The organism is Cryobacterium zhongshanensis (assembly GCF_022760445.1).
Lineage (GTDB): Bacteria > Actinomycetota > Actinomycetes > Actinomycetales > Microbacteriaceae > Cryobacterium > Cryobacterium algoricola.
Genome location: NZ_JALGAR010000002.1, coordinates 298,248 through 316,601, shown reverse-complemented (window position 1 = coordinate 316,601; position 18,354 = coordinate 298,248). Strand labels below are relative to the sequence as shown.

General features: G+C 71.8%; 15 protein-coding genes. All 15 read right to left on the bottom strand.

What is annotated here, in order from left to right; genetic code table 11:
* Positions 1 to 31: 31 nt before the first annotated feature.
* Positions 32 to 976: a glycoside hydrolase family 16 protein gene (locus tag MQH31_RS10020; RefSeq protein WP_243011914.1), complete on the bottom strand. Its 945-nt coding sequence runs from the start codon at positions 974 to 976 to the stop codon at positions 32 to 34.
* Positions 969 to 2,345 (bottom strand): hypothetical protein, encoded by a 1,377-nt coding sequence (locus MQH31_RS10015; RefSeq protein ID WP_243011913.1) that lies wholly within the window; start codon positions 2,343 to 2,345, stop codon positions 969 to 971. Before MQH31_RS10015 ends, MQH31_RS10020 begins: the two co-directional genes overlap by 8 nt.
* Positions 2,342 to 4,183, bottom strand: a complete 1,842-nt coding sequence (locus tag MQH31_RS10010) for a hypothetical protein (protein ID WP_243011912.1) — start codon at positions 4,181 to 4,183, stop codon at positions 2,342 to 2,344. Before MQH31_RS10010 ends, MQH31_RS10015 begins: the two co-directional genes overlap by 4 nt.
* Positions 4,180 to 4,581: a hypothetical protein gene (locus MQH31_RS10005; RefSeq protein ID WP_243011911.1), complete on the bottom strand. Its 402-nt coding sequence runs from the start codon at positions 4,579 to 4,581 to the stop codon at positions 4,180 to 4,182. The genes MQH31_RS10010 and MQH31_RS10005 overlap by 4 nt, the downstream gene beginning before the upstream one ends.
* On the bottom strand, positions 4,578 to 6,065 hold the full coding sequence (locus tag MQH31_RS10000) for a glycosyltransferase family 2 protein (RefSeq protein ID WP_243011910.1): 1,488 nt from the start codon (positions 6,063 to 6,065) through the stop codon (positions 4,578 to 4,580). Before MQH31_RS10000 ends, MQH31_RS10005 begins: the two co-directional genes overlap by 4 nt.
* Entirely contained in the window at positions 6,062 to 7,627 is a 1,566-nt protein-coding gene (locus MQH31_RS09995) for a lipopolysaccharide biosynthesis protein (RefSeq protein ID WP_243011909.1), read from the bottom strand. Before MQH31_RS09995 ends, MQH31_RS10000 begins: the two co-directional genes overlap by 4 nt.
* Positions 7,624 to 8,619, bottom strand: a complete 996-nt coding sequence (locus MQH31_RS09990; protein WP_243011908.1) for a glycosyltransferase family 2 protein — start codon at positions 8,617 to 8,619, stop codon at positions 7,624 to 7,626. Before MQH31_RS09990 ends, MQH31_RS09995 begins: the two co-directional genes overlap by 4 nt.
* Positions 8,616 to 9,482 (bottom strand): glycosyltransferase family 2 protein, encoded by an 867-nt coding sequence (locus MQH31_RS09985; RefSeq protein ID WP_243011907.1) that lies wholly within the window; start codon positions 9,480 to 9,482, stop codon positions 8,616 to 8,618. The genes MQH31_RS09990 and MQH31_RS09985 overlap by 4 nt, the downstream gene beginning before the upstream one ends.
* A gap of 398 nt (positions 9,483 to 9,880) precedes the next feature.
* Entirely contained in the window at positions 9,881 to 11,677 is a 1,797-nt protein-coding gene (locus MQH31_RS09980) for a MinD/ParA family ATP-binding protein (RefSeq protein ID WP_243011906.1), read from the bottom strand.
* A gap of 246 nt (positions 11,678 to 11,923) precedes the next feature.
* Positions 11,924 to 13,201: a hypothetical protein gene (locus MQH31_RS09975; RefSeq protein WP_243011905.1), complete on the bottom strand. Its 1,278-nt coding sequence runs from the start codon at positions 13,199 to 13,201 to the stop codon at positions 11,924 to 11,926.
* A 259-nt stretch (positions 13,202 to 13,460) separates the two neighbouring features.
* On the bottom strand, positions 13,461 to 13,658 hold the full coding sequence (locus MQH31_RS09970; protein ID WP_134535621.1) for a hypothetical protein: 198 nt from the start codon (positions 13,656 to 13,658) through the stop codon (positions 13,461 to 13,463).
* A gap of 369 nt (positions 13,659 to 14,027) precedes the next feature.
* On the bottom strand, positions 14,028 to 14,759 hold the full coding sequence (locus MQH31_RS09965; RefSeq protein ID WP_243011904.1) for a PRC-barrel domain-containing protein: 732 nt from the start codon (positions 14,757 to 14,759) through the stop codon (positions 14,028 to 14,030).
* Between the two features lie 85 nt (positions 14,760 to 14,844).
* A complete protein-coding gene (locus MQH31_RS09960) occupies positions 14,845 to 16,035 on the bottom strand; it encodes an ArsB/NhaD family transporter (protein WP_243011903.1) in 1,191 nt (396 codons plus the stop codon).
* 127 nt (positions 16,036 to 16,162) lie between these two features.
* Positions 16,163 to 17,344 carry an acyl-CoA dehydrogenase family protein gene (locus MQH31_RS09955; RefSeq protein ID WP_243011902.1) on the bottom strand — a complete coding sequence of 394 codons (1,182 nt, stop codon included), beginning with the start codon at positions 17,342 to 17,344 and terminating at the stop codon, positions 16,163 to 16,165.
* A gap of 62 nt (positions 17,345 to 17,406) precedes the next feature.
* A complete protein-coding gene (locus MQH31_RS09950; protein ID WP_243011901.1) occupies positions 17,407 to 18,342 on the bottom strand; it encodes a TetR/AcrR family transcriptional regulator in 936 nt (311 codons plus the stop codon).
* Positions 18,343 to 18,354 lie beyond the last annotated feature (12 nt).

The following is an 18,354-nucleotide window of genomic DNA, read 5'->3' as shown; positions in this document are numbered from 1 at the left end:
GGGCGGCCCCGATTGGCGTGCCCGCCGTGCATTATGGCGTATCCGGGCGAACGGAAAGGTTCGCGCCTCCGGGGTCCGGGGTGAGGCGCACCCAGTCGACGATCAGCTGGGAGATCGCGGGGGTCGTCGCGTCGGGGGCGCCGGGCCAGTCGCCGCCGATGGCGACGTCGAGCAGCACCTGGAAGGGCCCGTCGAAGGCCCAGGCGAGGTCTGCGGGCGCGGTGTCCGGGGTCGCCGAGAGCACGGCCCGCCCGTCGACCCGGATGGTGACCCTGCCGGGTTCACGCTCGACGGAGTAGAGGTGGAAGTCCCCGCTCAGGGCCGGGGAGTGCGCAACATCCGCGGACAGGCTCCGGTCGGCGCTCCGGTCCGTCGTCGCGGCCGCGTGCAGGTGATGCGCGCTCCTGGCCGTGCTCCCCGGCGTTTCGACGACGTCGATCTCCCCCGCGGCAGGCCAGCCGACGGTGTCGACGGTGTCGCCGAGCAGCCAGAACGCCGGCAGAAGTCCCCGGCCGTCCGGCAGGCGGATGCGTGCCTCGAGTGTCCCGTACTGCACCGTGACCTTCCCCGCCGTGGTCAGCCGGGAGGAGGTGTAGGTCGGGCGCCCGTCGGCATCCGTGCCGATCGCTGCGGTGATCAGGAGGTGCGAGTCGCCGTCGAGCCGGGCGTTGGTATCGGTGTAGGTCTGCAGTTCGTGGTTGCCCCACCCGCCCGCACCGAGCTGGAAGGTCCAGTTCGCCGGGTTCGGGAGCGACCCGGCCGGGCCGTCGAATTCGTCGGACCAGACGGTCAGGGGCTCGGGGTGGGCGAGCGCGGCCGTTCCGCTCGAGGCGACGACGACGCCGAACACCCCGGCGAGGAGCGCGAGCGCGGTCCCGGCCGCTGCGGCCACGACGATGCGGCGGCGGACCGGGGATGCCGCCGGCGCGGAGTGCACAGGGGCACCGGAGCCGTGGGTCCGGCCGGCATCAGGCATCCGCAGGATCGAGCAGCAGCGTCTCCGGTTCCGCCGCCATCAGGCGCAGTGCGCCCGCCACGGCGGCGGGATCGAAGACGTTGCCGTGGAAGGTCGCGGTGATGTGCACATCGCCGTCGAGGATCGTGAGCAGCACGCTCAACTGTTCGGCGCCGACGGTGCGGACGCCGAAGATGGCGTGGTGCGGGGTGCCCTCGGTGCGGGTCCACGGCAGCTGCTGCAGCGACCGGGACACGCCGGCGTTGCTCAGCACCAGGGTCGCGACCGGATCGACGGGCACCCGGTCCGGAACGGGGACCGGCGCCGGCCGCAGGCGGTGCTTGGCGGCCCCGGCGAGGAGCGCGGCGAGCGGGCGGGCGGAGGCGACGGTCTCCTGGATCCTGGCGTCGAGCTGTTCCGGGTCGTCGGGGTTCGCCACCCGCAGCGGAATGCCCGTGATGAAGTTGCCGAACACCGTCGAGCCCGGCGGCAGGTAGCGACGGAGGTCGTAGACGAGGGTGCTCGCCGGGGCGACCGGAACGCCGCTCCGCTCGAGCGCGCGCCGGAGCATCATCGTCAGGACCGCCGTGAACGAGGCGCCGCCCGCGTGCTTCCGGGACCAGCTCCGGATCAGCTTGGCGCTGTCCTTCGTGATCGTGACCGCGGAGAACGCGGGCTCGGGTCGCCAGGGGCGGGTCTCCCGAGGCCGCGGCCGCACCGGATCGGGGAGGCCGACGGCCTCCGCTCGCGCGTCGAGCTCGGCCCGGGGATCCTGGCGCGCGTTGACAGCGGCGAGGAACTGGCCGGGATGCCGGAGGAACGTGTGCCGCACGGCGTCGGCGAGCGGATGCCGCGCGGTGCGTTCCCCGAGCCACTCCGGCAGCGGACCCCCGGCGGCAACCCCGAGGATCGCGGCCGGGAGGCTCAGCAGCAGGACGCTGTCCCCCACGCTGTGATCGAAGAACTGGAGCAGGTAGTCACCGGCGAGCTGGTAGTGCAGCGGCCGGTCCGCGTCGATGTCGAGGGCCCGGCGGCAGAGGTCGCCGGCGAGGTCGTCGGGGTCGAGCGGGTCGACGACCGAGACGGCCCCGGCGCAGTGCGCGGCGAGGCCGGCCGGGTCGTGGATCCAGCCGGAACCGGTCGCGGCGAACGCGAGTCCCGCGCGGGATTCCGGGCTCGCCGTCGATATCCGCACCAGGGCGTCGACGATCGCGGTGCGGTCCGGCAGGTCGAGGGGGCCGAAGGCGCACGCGATCATGCCGCCCCTGCCCATCCGGTCGCCGATCGCCATCGGGAGACGGAGGACCGGGCCGGCGGGTGCCGGGGCGACGGCTGCCGCATCGGGGCGGGCCGGGGTCGGCCGGGCGAGGTCTTCGCGGGGTGTGCTCATCGGCGGTCCTTCAGCGTGAAGAGGTGCACGGTCGGGGTATCCACGAGGGTCGTCCAGCCGGGGTTCGCGGCCAGTTGGGCGGTGAACCGGTCGACGGCCCCCGCGGGGTAGAGGCCGTAGTAGTCGCTGTAGTCGGCCATCTGGCTCGTGACGAAGACGTAGATCGGCCTGTCGGAGTCGGCGAGGTCGGTCGTGAGCCGGTCGGTGGCATCCGTCGTCTCGAACCCCTGACCGAGCCAGCCGGACCAGCTGGTCATGCTCGCGTCGTACTGGCCGTCGATCGCGGCGAAGTCGGCGTATTCGGCGAGCATCCGGCTTGGGCCGACCGGGGCGATGCTCAGGATCAGCGCCGGGGCCTTCCCGGTGCGGAGCAGGCTCTCGGCGACTGCGAGCGAGTCGCTGCGGATCAGGTTCGAGAACCAGGCGCCGTAGTACGCCTGCAGGGAGGCGGCGGAGAGGAGGAGTGCGACGAGCGTCGCCGCGACCACCCCGTGCCGGGGACGCCGACGCACGGCCGGGTTGGCCGGGTTGGCCGGGCTGGCCGGGCTGGCCGGGTTGCCCGGGCCGGCCGGCCGTCCCGCGGACAGCGCCCGCTCCACGAGCGGTGCGACAAGGAGGGCGCAGCCGGGGATGGAGTAGAGGAAAACCCGGTAGATCGCCTCACCGCCGTAGTTCTGCCCGGCGAGCAGGGCGAAGGAGGAGAACGCCAGGACGAGGGCGATCCAGGTGGGTGCGCGCATCCGCTTCGCTCGGACGATGGCGAGGACGGCGGCGAGCGCCGCACCACCCCAGAGTGCGATCGCCGAGGCGCGGGCGGCGAGGGCGGTCAGGGTCTGCCCGAGGCTTCCGGAGCCCGCGAACCCGCTGTGGGCGTTGGCGACCGGGTCGAAGCCCGAGAGCAGGCCGAACGACGCGACGGCGTCGTAGTTGGCGGCGAGGTAGCCGCCGGCGATCAGCGCGAAGACGAGACCGAGGTAGCGCGGGCGGACCTGCCGGGTGAGGCCGAGCGCGAGGGTGATGCCGATCAGCCAGTAAGGGGTGAGTTGGTGGCTGACCGTGATCGCCGCGAACAGGGGAACGGCGAGCCAGCCGAACACGGGCCGTTCGCGGCTGCGCAGGAGCAGCGTGAGCATGATGACGGCGAGCAGGTAGGTCAGGGCCTGTGGGGAGAGGTAGTCCTGGCCGATCCAGTTCGCCGTCTCTGCGACGAACGCCCCGACGAGGGCCGTGAGGGGGGCCAGGCCGAAGGCCCGGCAGAGGGCGAAGACGGCCGCCGCGAGGGCGAGATGGATGCCGAGCGAGAACCACTGGGCGATCACGACGACCGGGACCCCGGTCACGGTGCCGAACCAGGCGATCGCGGCGAACACGCCGGGCCAGCCGGAGTAGATGTCGATCCCCTGTAGGAGCGTGCCGTGGCGTTCGATGTAGTCGACGACGCCCAGGTGCTTGTAGGTCCAGCCATAGATCGGTTCGGGAGCGGCGAGGGCGACCGGAAGCCGGAAGCACGCGATATAGACGAGCAGGGCGACGGATGCCTCGAGCGGGTTCCGGCGGCGCACCGCGAGGCAGAACGCGAGCACGGCGAGGAGCACCGCGCTGACGAACACCGCACCGGCCGGCAGACCCGGTGCGCTCGAGAAGAGCAGTCCGCTCTGGGTGGGGATGGCGTCGGCCAGGCCCGGAAGCGCGACCGCGAAGACGAGGGCCGCGAGCAGGCTCAGCAGGAGCGGCGCGGTCATGAGCCGGCGCATGCTGCGGCCGGCGCGACCGGCGCGACCGGCGGGGGCCGGATCCGGTGCCGGGGGCGCGACCGCCCCGGACTGAAGCGCGGTCATGGCGCCTCTTCCGTCCGGGTCGGGGCGATCCCGGCAGGGCCCGCAGGGACGGGCGCGTCGGGTGCACCGCGTGCGGCCCGCCAGCGGCTCAGGCCGCCGACGATCGCGACTCCCGACAGCGTGAGGAGGGAGGCTGCCGGCTGCCAGTGGCCGAGGGTCTCCATCGCCGTCGTCAGGAGGATGAGCGTCGTCAGCCCGATGGCCGGGACGAGGACGGCGGCGGTCGAGGCGGGCATCGGAACCCAGATCCGCAGGACGGACCCCGGCCCCGCAAGCACGAGGGCCGCGACGAGCACTGCCTGCACGGGCGTCGGGAGCAGTCCGGCGGCGGCCACGAGCCCCGCGGCCCCGGCCGCGATCGCGACGATCCCCCACGGGGTGGGCCGGCGCCCGTTCACGAGGCCGCCTCCGTTCCCCGGTCCCGCTCACGGAATGGCATAACTCCTGCAGATTCCGCACGGCCGAGGGGAGTCCCCCGGAATTCCGGGGGAGTTTGGCCGGGCGGTTCGGATCTGCAGGAGTTATACAGTTGTGCACCGGTCCGGCGCTGGCGGAGGTAGGCCCACGGCCCGCGTGCGACGCAGGCGAGTTCGTACCAGCCGACGCGGTTGATCTCGCGGCGGAGCGCGGCGTCCGTTGCCGAGCCGGCCGCCGGCATCCGCCCCCCGGAATCCGGCAGCGCACCGCCGCCCTTCCTGACCAGGTGCACGAGCGCGGTCGGGCTGCGGCGCAGGGCGATGCGGGCGGTCCGCGGGTTGAGCGCGATCTTGGTCAGCCACGCCCCGAGGCCGGTGCCGTAGCCGCGGGCCTGGTGGCGGAGCGCGGCGAGGTCGTCGCGGTGCCGGTGCCAGACGAGCGCGGACGGCTCGACGACGAGGCCGCGCCCGGCGAGGATCACCCGGGTGAACATGTCGAGGTCCTCTCCTCCCCCGGTGCGGGTGCCGACGCCGAAGGCCGTGTCGAAGCCGCCGATCCCGAGCGCGTAGCTGCGGCGCAGCGCGAAGTTCGCGCCGGTTCCGAACTCCCCCACCGAGAACGGGAACATCGGCAGTCCCTCCGGCGGGTCGGCGAGACGGAAGTGCCGCGGGCGCAGGTTGCGCGACCAGCTCACCCGGCCGTCGAAGAAGGCCTGAACGGCGGTGCGGAGTTCGCCGCTCGGCACGAGGCCGGCGACGCACTCGACATCCTCGCCGCGCGCGAAGCCCGTGGCGAGCGCGTGCAGCCAGTATGGGTCGACCGTGACGTCGTCGTCGGTGAAGGCGACAAGCTCGCCGAGGGCGTTCCGGAGGCCGGTGTTCCGCGCCTGGGACAGGCCGGGGACGGGTTCCTCGATCCGGCGCACCCGGCCGGCGAACTCGCTCGCGAGCAGGTCGCGAGTCTCGTGCGTCGCCGGGGCGTTGTCGACCACGAGCACCTCGAAGTGCGGGTAGTCGATGGCGAGCACAGACAGGAGTGCGCTGCGGAGCAGGGCGGTCCGGTCACGGGTACAGACCACGACGGTGAACGCGGGCAGCGTCTCCGGCGCGGGGACGGGCCCGATGCGTGCTTCCGGCGGCGGGAGCAGGGCGACGCGCGCGTGCAGATCGGCCAGGTCGAGGCATCCGTCGGTCAGGGCGACGTCGACGAACCCACGGATGTCCGCCCCGCGTCGCACCAGGAGGCGCGCCCTGGCGTAGCCGGTCGCGTCGACGCACTCGGCGACGGCGTCTGCCTGCCCTGCTGCCCCCGCCGCCGCGCGGGACGCGGCCGACCCTGCGGGAGATGCTGGGGATGCGACGGCGCGCGCGAGCGTGAACTCGTCGATGGTGCCGACCCAGCTGGCCCCTGGCCAGTCGGGGGCGATCGGGTTGTGCATGGCCGGTTCGAGCCGCAGGCGGGTCATGCGCGGACCCCAGTCTCCGCGGGCACGGGCACAACGGATGCAGGCACGGCGGGCGCCGACCGGCGGCCCGCGAGCAGGGGACGGAGCAACCCGACGACACCGGCGACGCCCAGGCCGACCGTGACGACGAGCAGCGCCGCGGCCGCACCAACGGCCCCGAAGCGCGGGGTCAGCACGAGCACGAGCGGCACGAGGCCGGCGGCGAACAGGGCGGTGCAGATCAGGACGATCGTGGTGTGCTGCCGGGCACGCAGGGTCGCACTCCAGATCTCGAAGCTCGTGCGGAGCACCGAACCGGCGGCGAGGAGCACGATCACGGTGATGCCGGCGCTGCCTTCGTAGAACCGGCCGAGGGCGCCGAGCAGGAACGGGGCCACCGCGATGAGCGCCACCGCCCCGAACGTCACGACGGCGAGCACCTGGAGCCAGACCCGCATCGCGGCGGCGGGCGCTCCGGTTTCCGCACCGGCCGAGTGGGTCGCGAGGGCCGCACCCACCCCGATCACGACGAGGTCGAGCACGAGACTGATCTGGAAGCACAGCGCGAACACGGCGCCCTGCTCCGCCCCGGCGAGCGCGGTCACGAGAAAGGGCAGTGCGAGGATCACGCCGAGGTAGAGCCCGTTGGCGGTGCCGTCCCGCAGCACGAACAGGGCGAACGCGCGCCGGTTGCGTTCCAGCCAGCCCCTCGGGGTCTCCGGGACGGCCTCCGGGACGGTCTCCGGGACGGTTTCCGGGACGGTTTCCGGTTCCGAAACCGAAACCGGGGAGATCCCATTACCTGAAGCCGTGGCGGCCTCGTCTCGGCTCTGATCCGCTCTGTCGGCAGTCCGGGTGGCCCCGTCGGGCGTGCGGCGCAGCAACCGCGGCAGGCTGAACCCGAAGACGAGCAGGCAGGCGAGCACGGCCGGGGCGACGCTTGCCACGACGACGGGCAGGGCGGATGTGCCGGCCACGACGACGAGGAGCGGCAGCAGTCCCAGCTTGGCCACGTTCACAGGCCCGTTCACGGCGAGCGTGTAGCGGGCGTGCCCGAGGGCGGTGAGCACGGGGTCCTTGACCACGAAGAGCGACCAGACGACGGTGACCAGGGCGACGCCGAGGACCGTGACGACCGGGGGCCCCTGCGGCGCGACGAACACGGCGACCAGCACGCCGGCGATGAGACCGGTGACGGTCGCGATGCCCATTCCGGTGCCCGCGCCGAGCCGCAGCAGCCGGGCGCGGGCGCCGCCGCTCACCGGAAGCATCACGAGCAGCGCGTTGCCGACCCCGCTCGCGGCCACGGCGGCGGCGGCCGTGACGATCGAGTAGATCGCGGTGTTGAGTCCGAGCTCGGCGGGCGGGACCAGCCGGGCGGCGACGATCCAGAAGACGAACCCGGCACCGCTGGTGACGGCGTACCCGGCGAGGATCCAGAGTGAATCGACGGTCACGCGCCGGTTGAGGGACTGGCCTGCCGCGCGGTCCACGGCCCGGTCGACTGCCGGGTCGACTGCCGGGGTCGCCGGCACGGTCGTGGACGCGTGCGCGGGACCGGCCGTCGCCCCCTGTCCCGTCACGAGGACACCCCTGTCCCCGGTGCCGCGGACGTCGCGGAGACCGCGGAGACCGCACGCAGCGCGCGGGCGACCCGGGCCGGTCGGCGCACGCTGCCGCGCAGGTAGCCGGAGCCGACGGCGCCCAGACTCAGCACGATCGCCGCCGCGCGGGTGGCGCCGCCGGAACCGGTGCCGCGCAGCTCGCGGACCACGGCGCGCGGGAGCACCGTGCGCACATACGAGGACTCGGCGGCGAGGGCGTCGCGGCGGCCGAGAGTGCGACTCAGCGCCGCCTTGGACACGCCCTCGAAGTAGCTGCGGCTGAACAGGTACGACCAGCCCGTGCGGTCGGGGCTCACCCGGTGGTGCACGGTCGCGCGCGGTTCGTAGACGACGCGCGCGGTCGCATCCGCCTGGCGCACCCGGATGCACAGCTCGGTTTCCTCGCACCCGAGCGGCAGCCGGCCGACCCTGCCCGTGTCGAGGTTGAAGCCACCGCTGGAGAGCAGGACGTCACGGCGGAAGGCCATCGAGCAGCCCATCACGTTCCGCACGTCGGCGCGTTCGACCGGCAGGCCGCGGTAGCTGCAGCCGACGATCCAGAGCAGCTCGGGGGCCAGCAGGCGAGCGGATGCCTCGGCCGGCCAGACCGGGTCGGCCCGCCCGCCGACGGCGGCCACGTTCGGATCCGCGAAGGGGTCGACGAGCCAGTGCAGCCAGTCGGCGGCCGCTGCGGCATCGTCGTCGAGGAAGGCGACGATGCCGCAGCCGGCCGCGCGAATGCCGGTGTTGCGGGCGCCGGACAGGCCCTGCCTCTCCTCGTTGGGGAGGACGGTGAGTTCGGGCCAGGCCAGGTACGCGCGACGGAGCAGCTCGGGTTCGTGGTCGATGACGACGATCACCTCGGCGGTCTCCGGCTGGGCGGCGGCCGAGGCGACGGCGAGGGTGAGCTCCTCCCAGCGGCGCTGCGTGTATGCGCAGATCACGACGCTGACCGGGACGAGCCCGCTCACGCCGCCTCCTCCGTCGGCTCCTGCTCGAGGCCGCGCAGGCTCGGGCGGCGGAGCGCCGCGAGGAGCTGCAGACGCTGGAGTGCCTGCATCCGCTGGATCGCCGGGCGCGAACGTCCGGCTTCCGGGCGGCGGCGCTCGTCGAGGATCGTCTTGAGCACGCGGAAGCCGTCGCGGACGGCGCTGAGGTTGCTGACCCCGTGGATGCGGAGTTTCTCGACGCTCGGGACCTCGGCGATGACGAGGCCGGCGACGGCGATGCGGCAGTTGAGGATCGTCTCGATCTCGAAACCGTCGCCCCAGTGCATCCGGCCGTCCTCACGTTCGGGCAGCCCGGGATCCGGTAGGTCGAGGTGCGGCAGCGCCTCGGTCCAGAATGCGTTGTAGCCGTAGCAGAGGTCGGTGTACCGCGTGCCCAGCAGCACGTTCGTCACGAGGTTGAGGCCGAGGTTGCCGATCCGCCGGATCACGGTGAGGTCGGCGCTGCCGCCGCCGGGCAGGAAGCGGCTGCCCTTGGCCAGGTGCGCCCCGCCGAGGAGGGCCTCGACGAACGCGGGGATCTCCCCGCTGTCCGCCGAGCCGTCCGCGTCGAACATGACGACGATGTCCCCCGTCACCGCGGCGAACCCGCAGGCGAGGGCGTTGCCCTTGCCGCGACGGGTCTGCTGGATCACCTCGATGCCGGGAAGCACCCGGAGGGCGGTCTCGACGGTCCCGTCCACGGAATGACCGTCGACGAGGATGACCTGATGGACCGCGGGCAGGGTGGGCAGCACCACCTCGAGGTTCCTGGCTTCGTTGCGGGCCGGGATCACGATCGAGATCCGCGGAATTCCAGGCGCAGGCGCGCCGCTGTGCTGGCTCATAATTTCGTCCTGTCGACTATCGGGGTCGCGTGGAACAGGAAGGGATTGTCAGCCGCAGCGTCCTTGGTGCAACGTCAACTTGGGTAAGTTGGCACCACTGTACGGGTCACGGCCGTTCGGGGGAGGGTCCAGTTCGGGGGGATTGCAGCATCCGCGAACCGCGTGTATCACGCGCGTGGACAGAGTGACCGGACCGGAGCACGAGCCCGGGCGCCCCGGGACTATCCTTGGAGAAATTCACGGATGAGGCCCCATGAAATCTGCAATCGAGGCTGGCGAAGCGCTCTGCACGTGCGGGCACGTCCGGGCGGCGCACGAGCATTACCGTCCCGGAACGGACTGCAGCCTGTGCCCGGCCGGGGGCTGCGGCCGCTTCACCGCCGCCCGGTAGTCGCGGCTTACAGGCCTTCGGCGATCGCCGCGGTCGCGTAGAGCCATGCCTCGCGGGTGCGCGGGGCGAGGGCATCGATGTTGAGCGGGCCGCCCGCGACGAGCGCAGGGTCGTACGGCACGTCGACGACGGCGCGGGTGAGCTGGCTGAAGTGGTCATGCAACCGGGCGGACAGGGCTCGGTCAGCCGTCTTCGCCGGGGACGCGAGCACGGTCACGGCCTGGGCGACCTTGTCGCCGTGCCCCTTGAGCCGCAGCCCGTCGAGGAGGGAGGCTGCGCCGTATGCGGTGTCCTCCCGGATCGTCGAGACGACCACGAGCTGGTCGGCGGTCTCGACGGCGGCCTCCCAGTTGGAGGCGCGCATGTTGTTGCCGGTGTCGATGATCAGGATCCGGTAGAAGCGGCTGAGCGCGGCGTGCAGCTTGCGGAAGGCCACATCGTCGATGCTCGCGGCGCCGGCGGGATCGAGGTCGGAGGCGAGCGCGTCGAAGCGGGCGTCGCCCTGGTTGCGCACGTACTTGTCGAGGTCGCCGACCCTGGCAGACGTCGAGTACGCGAAGTCATCGAGGTCGCGCAGCAGGTCGACTGCCGTGTTCGTGTGATGGGCGCCCTGCGCCCGCACGCCGAGGGTGCCCATCGTCTCGTTGTTGTCCCAGGCGAGGGTGTACCCGCCACGGTGGATGCCGAAGGTCGCGGCGATCAGCAGGGTCGCGGTGGTCTTGTGCGCGCCGCCCTTGGGGTTGAGCACCACGATCGTGCGCGGACCGCTGAGGCTGCGCTGCACCGCAGCGATCGCGGCGCGGCGGGCGAGTTCACTCCGGCCGGGCGACGGGTTCACGAGGCCGCCGGTGACCCGGCGCACGGTGCCCTGCCAGCCGAGCAGGGCGGGGCCTGCCACGATCGCGGGACGGGAGCTCATGAAGTCGGCGAGGTTCGGCCCGTCTTCCGCGGCGACCAGGGTCGCGTGCGGTGCCGGGACGAGCAGGGCGGAGGACGCGGAGACCGGTGTGGAGCGGAAGGCGGCGACCGAACCGGACGCGATTTCCACATCGTCGTCGTCGGCGTCGAGATCGCCGTGTTCGAAGATGATGTCCTCGAAGAGTCCGGGCGGCGGCCCCGGCGTGCGGCGGGGGCCGGCCGGCAGGGACTCGGCGGGCAGCGACTCGGCGCTCAGGGACTCGCCGGTCAGGGGCTCAGCGGGCTGCGAGGCATCGTGCCCGGTTGCGGCCTCGGGCGCGGCAGCCGTGGGGACGGAAGCATCGGCGTCGGCGTCAGCGTGGGAGTGGGAGTGGGATTCGGCTTCGCGTTCCGTCGCGGACTCGGCATCGGCCTCGTCGGCCGAGGACTGCGCCGCGGCGTCGAGGGGATCGCCGAGGGCTACCAGCTCGGCCAGTTCCTCGAGGGCGTCGATCGGTTCCATCGGTTCGGCCAGGGATGCCGCGGCGCTGCGGTCTCCGGTGTGGGCCATGGCGCGCTTGGCGATCTTGCCCTGCGCCGCGGATTCCTCGGCTTCGAGTGCTGCGCTCGAGAGCGCGGCGGCGGGGATGAAGTCGCCTGCGGCCTCGACTTCGCCGTCCGGGTGCACGACGAGGGGCCATTGGCCCTGCTCGTCGTCGGCGGTCAGCCGCACCGGGCGGCCGAGTTCACGGGCGGCATCCGTCACGCGGTTGATGATCTCTTCCCGAACACCGGCTTCGTCGCCGGCCGTCACCTGCTGACCCACCCCGTCGATGATCAGTTCGCCGGTTCCGTTGCTACGAATCGTTGCCTGGATGCGAGGAGGTACGGATACTTCGTGTTTCATGGTCAGCCTTTTTTCCGTCGAGCTCAGCTCTTCGTGCTTTGGTGCGCTCCGGAATAACTGGACCGCGCCACAGACCAGCCTAACGGGCGGAAGTGATTACCCCTCGTTTAGGCGTGATTCTTCCTCAGTTGCACCCGGGCAGCCGTGCGCCAGCGCCCCGGAATCGCGGAGATTCGCCGCTCGCGACTGCCGTCGACGGTACGCAGGGACCTCTCGGAACAAGCGGCGAGTCTCGGGCACGGAACCTCAGCCGGAGACCTGGCTCGTCGTCACCGTGCGGAGCCAGGGCCCGGGCGGGACATCGGCGCGCTCGGTGAAAGACCAGTCGACATGGTCGGCATCGCCGTCCAGGTCGGTGAAGCCCAGGCATCCGTTGAGCGCGGGCGAGACATCCATGCCTGCGCCCTGGCTGCTGTCGCCGCTGAACTTGAGGTTGACCGGGCGCGCGTTGGTGGAGCCGAAGACGTAACCGGCGTCGTGGTACAGCGCGCCGCTCGAGGGTCCGGCGTCTTCGATCTGGCCGTAGCAGACGTGACCGTTCGGGCCCACGATGCGGACCCAGCGATTCTTCAGGTAGGAGAATCCCGGGTCGGCGCAGTGGCTGAGGCCGAGTGTCGCCGCCCACGGCACGATGGTGCAGCGCGTCGCAAATGCGGTCGGGTCGTTGACATCGTCGAAGGGCAGGTCGAGGTAAAAGGCATTCTGCAGGGGTGCCGGCTGACGGGTGGGCAGGAACCCGTTGGCCGCCGAGCGGGCCTCGGTCGCGCAGCGGAAGGCGGTGCCGGTCCCGGAACTCACGCCGTCGCAGCCGCCATAGGCGCTGCCCGCACAACCGGACGCCGCGGCCGGAGTGATCCCGCTCGTGATCCCGGTGTAGTGGAACGCCCACTGGCCGTCGTAGGTGCTGCAGACCTGGCTGCCGTCGCTGAGGTTCGCGTTGAAGATCTCACCGACCCAGAATGTCGTCGAGACGATGTTGGTGTGCAGGGGGTACCCGGTCGCCGACTGGTCGGTTCCGGACAGCACGGCGACGACGAGCTGCTCGTTGCGATCGGCGAGGGTCGCTCCCGTGATCGTGTCCGCTGATCCGCTCGATGTACCCGCCACGGTCGCCGCGGTTGCCGCGCCGAGCTTTCCCATCGAAGCGAGGGCGCCCGACTGCGCTGCGGGGCCCGTCGCGGGGGCGGCATTCGGCAAGCCGGCTCTGGGCACGACGGGCGCTCCGTGCTCGTCGACGATCGGTTTCGGGGCGAATGCCGGGGCCGGGCTCCCTGCCCCGTCGACCGGGCCAGCAGTCCCCGCGACCGCTGTCGGGACAGCGGACGAGGTCACCTCGCCCGCCGGCCCGCCGGGGGCGATGAATGCTGCGGAGGCGGAGGCTCCCGAACCGGGAGCGGCGTGCCCGGTGTCCGCGGCGGGCGGGGTGGCGACGACAGGCACTACCGACACCGCGAGCGCTGTCGAGAGGGCGAGGGTGACAAGGAGCCTGGCAGGGTGGATCAGGAGTGGAGCGACGGTGCGCATGAGTCCGATCGGGGCACAGAGTTGCTGGGTTCGGTGGTTCGTGCCTCAGCAACCGCGGCTCGACCGATTTCGTGGGATTCCCCCAGCTTGGCCGCGGCGGGGCGGGCATCCATTCCGGCGCGCCGGAACGGGGGAGATCGGAGTGAGGACTCGTCAGGTCACGGCCGGGCTGCGGGCGGTTGACTCCACGACGGTCGCACAGACCTGACGTGCGACGGCGTGGAGCGCGACGACCCGGTCGGCTACAGCCGGGCTCGGCTCAGCCCGCGAGCGGCAGGTTCTCGGTCCCGGGGTGCCAGCGGATGGCGCGGATCCCCGCGCGCGTGGCGTGGGTGTCGTCGTGGCCGTTCTGGCGGCGGCACTCCACGAGTTCCTGGGTCGCCGTGATGTGCGGGTCGCGGCAGGAGTTGGCGTAACTCGTGTAGTCCGTCTCGAGCAGGAGTTCATCATCGGTCATGGTTGCGTGTTTCTGGTTCACAGCACTGTTTCTGGTTCACGACACCGCCGGCTTGCGTCGTGCGCCGGCAACGGTGCCTGGTGGTTCAACTGAATCGGACGGTGGTGAGCGACGCCCACTGCGGGCATCGAGCCGGTCGTCACTCTCGCGTGAGAGCCGTCGAGGGATCGACGTCTCGTGCGAGGCAGTTATGTTGCTGACCAGAGTAGGGCGGCGCCACACCGAACGCGCAGCGAAACTGATGAATCGTCACATAAACGTCACTGTGTTACAGGCGCATCACCGAACCGATTCGACGGAGATTTTCGTTTCTGAACCGATTCAGGGGCGTTCCCACGTGCCGAAACCCCAGAATCTCCGTCGAATTCGTCAGGGACGGGGGCGCGGTGGCGGCGGGCCGTCGTGCGGCGGCGGCGGGTGTGGGCCGTCGTGGGGGTGCGGGCGGCCGTCGACCTCGTGCTTGCGCAGGTGCGGCGGGACCGGGGGCGGCCCATCGTGCGGTCCGTGCGGATGCGGGCCGTCGTGCGGAGGGTGCGGGTGGGGATGCGGGCCGTCGTTCGGGTGAGGAGGCGGGTGCGGGCCGTCGTACGGGTGAGGGTGCGGTTGCCCAGGGGTTGGCGGCGTGCCCGGGGACGGCAGCCGCGTCTCGGGACGGCCGGCGGCATCCGTTGTGATCGCGCCGGACTCGACCGGGACGCCGGCCTCGCCTGACTCGCCGGGAACAACCGACTCGGCAGGCTCGGTCACCTCCTCTGCCGCAGCCGCACCAGCCGACTCCGGCGCGGCCGTGCCGTAGTAGCCGTAGAGTTCGTTCTCCTCGTCGGCGGTGATCGATCCCCGGTCGCTCTCGATGCGGGGGCCGTTGCGGATGCGGTCGCGGTCGAAGGCCACGACCACGCGCGGGCCGTCGATGGTCGCACCGTAGAGCGGAACGAACGACTCGAGCATGCCGAACAGGCCGGTACGCACCGTGACGAAGGCCGGCTGGCCGGAGTCCTCGCTCAGGAAGACCTGTTCGACCGAGCCGAGCTTCACCCCGTCGCTCGTCACGACGACACCGCCGTTGACGACGATGTCGTCGATCCCTTCGAGGGTGATCATTCGGTCATTCCTTCCCTGGAGGCACGCGCTCGAGGCACGGCTGGGTTCCTGTATTCTCGCACCGCACCGGGCGGCCGGGCGGGTGTCACGCGGTGACGAGGATCATCGTGAGCACGCTCAACCCGACCGTGACCGGGGCGAGCACGAGGCCGAAGAGTGCATACCCGCGCCACGTGATCAGCACGTTCATCTTCTCGAGCCTGCTGTGCCAGAGCAAGGTCGCGAGGGAGGCCCACGGGGTGATCAGCGGGCCGGCGTTGGCGCCGATCAGCACGGCGAGCAGCCGCGGGGTCGAGTCGGCGACCGGCTCGAGCGCGAGGTAGGCGGGCAGGTTGTTGACCAGGTTCGAGCCGACCAGGCTCGTGCCGGCCAGGCGGAACAGGTCGCCCGGAGCGTTCCCCGCCCCGGCGAGCGCGGTGAGCAGCACCGGCAGCCCGAGGTTCTGCAGCGCCTCCATCGCGAGGAACAGGCCGGCGCTGAACAAAAGCAGCGACCACGGAATCAGGGTGATCCGGAGCACGCTCCGGCGCCTGACGACGAAGACGACGGCCAGCACGAGCGCGGCGATGCTCGACGGCAGCCACACCGGGAGGCCGACGACGAGGGCGGGCAGCAGGGCCGCGAGCACGAGCGCGCTCGTCCCGAGCAGCACCCGGTCGACGGATGCCTCCGCTCCCGACGTGCCCGCCACGCGCATCCGCTGCACGGGCACGCTCGCATACCGTTTGCTGAGGTCCTTGCGGAAGATGAGCGCGACCATGGCCATCGGCACGATCACGGCGACGAGGGCGGGGGCCGCGGTCAGACCGGCGAAGGCGATCGGGGAGATGCCGCCGAGGCGGTTCTGGGCGAGCAGGTTGGTCAGGTTGCTGATCGGGAGCAGCAGGCTGCCGGTGTTGGCGAGCCACACCGTCGTCAGGGCGAACGGCAGCGGCGGCAGGCCCGCCTGCCGCGCGACCACGACGACGACCGGCGTCAGGAGCACGGCGGTCGTGTCGAGCGAGAGGAACACGGTCGTGACGATCGCGATCCCGGCGACCCACAGCCAGAGCAGCCAGGCCCGGCCGCCGCCCCAGTGCCGCAGCCGGCGGGCGATCCAGCGGAACACCCCCGCCTCGCTGCAGAGCTCGGTGACGACGGTCATCGCGACGACGAACGCCAGGATCGGCGCCACCCGATCGACGAGCACGAGCAGTTCGGGGAGCGGGAGCAGGCCGGTTGCCGCGGCGACGGTGCCGAGCAGGAGTAGACCGGCGCCGATGAGGGACAAAACCATGAATCGGAGTGTATCGGTCGGGAGCCCTCCGTCTCGCGAGAGCGCACTTGTGGCCCTTAAACCGCGGTTTTAAGGGCCACAAGTGCGCTCTCGCGGCGGGGGTGAACGGAAGCGCGAGCGGGGAGGGTCAGCGGAAGGCGCTCACCCCGGTCAGGTCGCGCCCGATCAGGAGGGACTGCACGCTCTCGGTGCCCTCGTAGGTGTGCAGGGATTCGATGTCGGCGAGGTGCCGGATCACGTGATTCTCGAGCAGGATTCCGTTGCCGCCGAGCACGTCGCGCGCGGTCGCCGCGATCTCACGGGCGGCCCGGGTGTTGTGGTACTTGGCGAGGGACGCCTGGATCGGTCGCATGGTTCCGGCGGCGTCGAGTTCGGCGAGGCGCAGGCAGTAGAGCTGCATCGCGGTCAGCTGGGACAGCATCCGCGTGAGTCGTTCCTGCACGAGCTGGAACCCGGCGAGGGGTTTGCCGAACTGGATGCGCTGGTTCGAGTAGCTGAGAGCCGCCTCGAAGACCGCGGTGGCGTGGCCGAGCGCCGACCAGGCAACGCCGAGGCGGGTGGCGAAGAGCACGGTCGCGGTGTCCTTGAAGGTGCGGGTGCCCGGCAGCAGGGCGTCGAGGGGCACGCGCACGTTGTCGAGCACGATGCGGGCCTGGTGGATGCCGCGCAGGGAGCCCTTTCCGGTGATTGTCTGGGCCTGGTAGCCGGGGGTGTCCTGCGGCACGAGGAACCCGCGCACATTGCCGTCGTCGTCGCGGGCCCACACCACGGTGACGTCGCCGACGGAACCGTTGCCGATCCACTTCTTCTCGCCGGTGATCACCCATTCGTCTCCCTCGCGGGTCGCGGTCGTCTCGAGCGCGACGGAGTCGGAGCCGTGGTCGGGCTCGGTGAGGGCGAAGGCACCGAGCTTCTCGGCGCGGGCGAGGGGCACGAGCCACTCCGCCTTCTGCGCCTCGCTGCCGTAGAGGGCGATGCTGCGAAGCGCGAGCCCGCCCTGCACGGCCACGACGGTGCCCATCGAGCCGTCACCGCGGGAGATCTCCATGTTGACGAGTCCGGCGGCGAGGGGGGACATCGGGGTGAGGCCGGGGCCGGCGACGCCGTCGGTGAGCAGGTCGAGCTCGCCGAGCCTGCGGACGAGGTGCAGCGGATACTCGGCCTTGTCCCAGGCTTCGGTGACCTCATCGAGGGTGTCGATAGCGAAGGCGCGGGCTCGGTCCCAGAATGCGCGGTCGGCCGCGGGCACGTCCCGGAAGAGTTCGTAGTAGTCGGTGTCAAGCGGCACGGATACGTCGTAGTCGGGCACGGTTCCCCTTCGTTGGGTTCGGCTGGTGTGACACTCAGTGTCGGGTCAAATGACACTGAGTGTCAAGTTGCGGGTCCCGATGTGTGCGCGGCGCGGCGACCGCCGAGGGCGCGGGCGACCTCTCGGGAGAGCTCGTCCGGGGAGATCGTTCCCGGGAACACCGCGACCACGAGCTCGGCCGGGGCCTCCCCCGCCGGCTGGTGCCCGTCCGCCGGCTGCCGGACCCGGGTGGATGCTGCGTCCGGGTGGAACAGGCGCCCCACTTCGCGGAGTTCCGCGGCGAGCTCCGCCGCCAGATGCGCGGCATGCTCGGCGTCTGTCGCGGCATCCGGCTCGGCACCGATCGTCGAGCCCCTCTCGGCGCCCGGCTCGGCACTCGCCCCGGACTCGGCCGCGGAGACCGTCGCGGCAGCGGCCGCAGGATCCGGCTCGGCGCCCGACGCGGCATCCGCCCGAGACGAAGCGGGGGCGGCACCTCGGATCAGGCGGCGAAGTTCGTAGTTGTGCGTCGCGGTGACTGCTGCGGCGTAGCGGATGGCGGTGAGCGGGGGCACCTCCGGGCGGGAGGAACGGAGGTAGGCGGCGAACATCTGCTCGTAGCGGATGGCCATGATCGTCTCGCGGTCGCGAAGGGTCGGGGTATCACGGACGACGAGGTCGCGCACGCGGACGCTGTCGAGCCGTTCGCGGAACCGCTCGAAGACCATCGTCGCGGCGTCACGGACCGCGAGCCAGGGGTCGTCGTGGCGCACGGCGAAGTACGCGGCGATCTGCACGGCGAGTTCGTCGTGGTCTGCGAAGATCACGTCTTCCTTGGATCGGAACTGGCGGAAGAAGGTGCTGCGCGAGACGCCGGCCGCGCGGGCGATGTCGCTCGCGGTCGTGGCCTCGTAGCCGTTGGTGCGGAACAGGCGCACGGCGATGTCGGCCACCTCGACGCGGGAGCGGGAGCGCGCCGGACGGGGCCGGGCGGGGACTTCTGCTGCGGGAACGGACATCAGTCGAGAAAT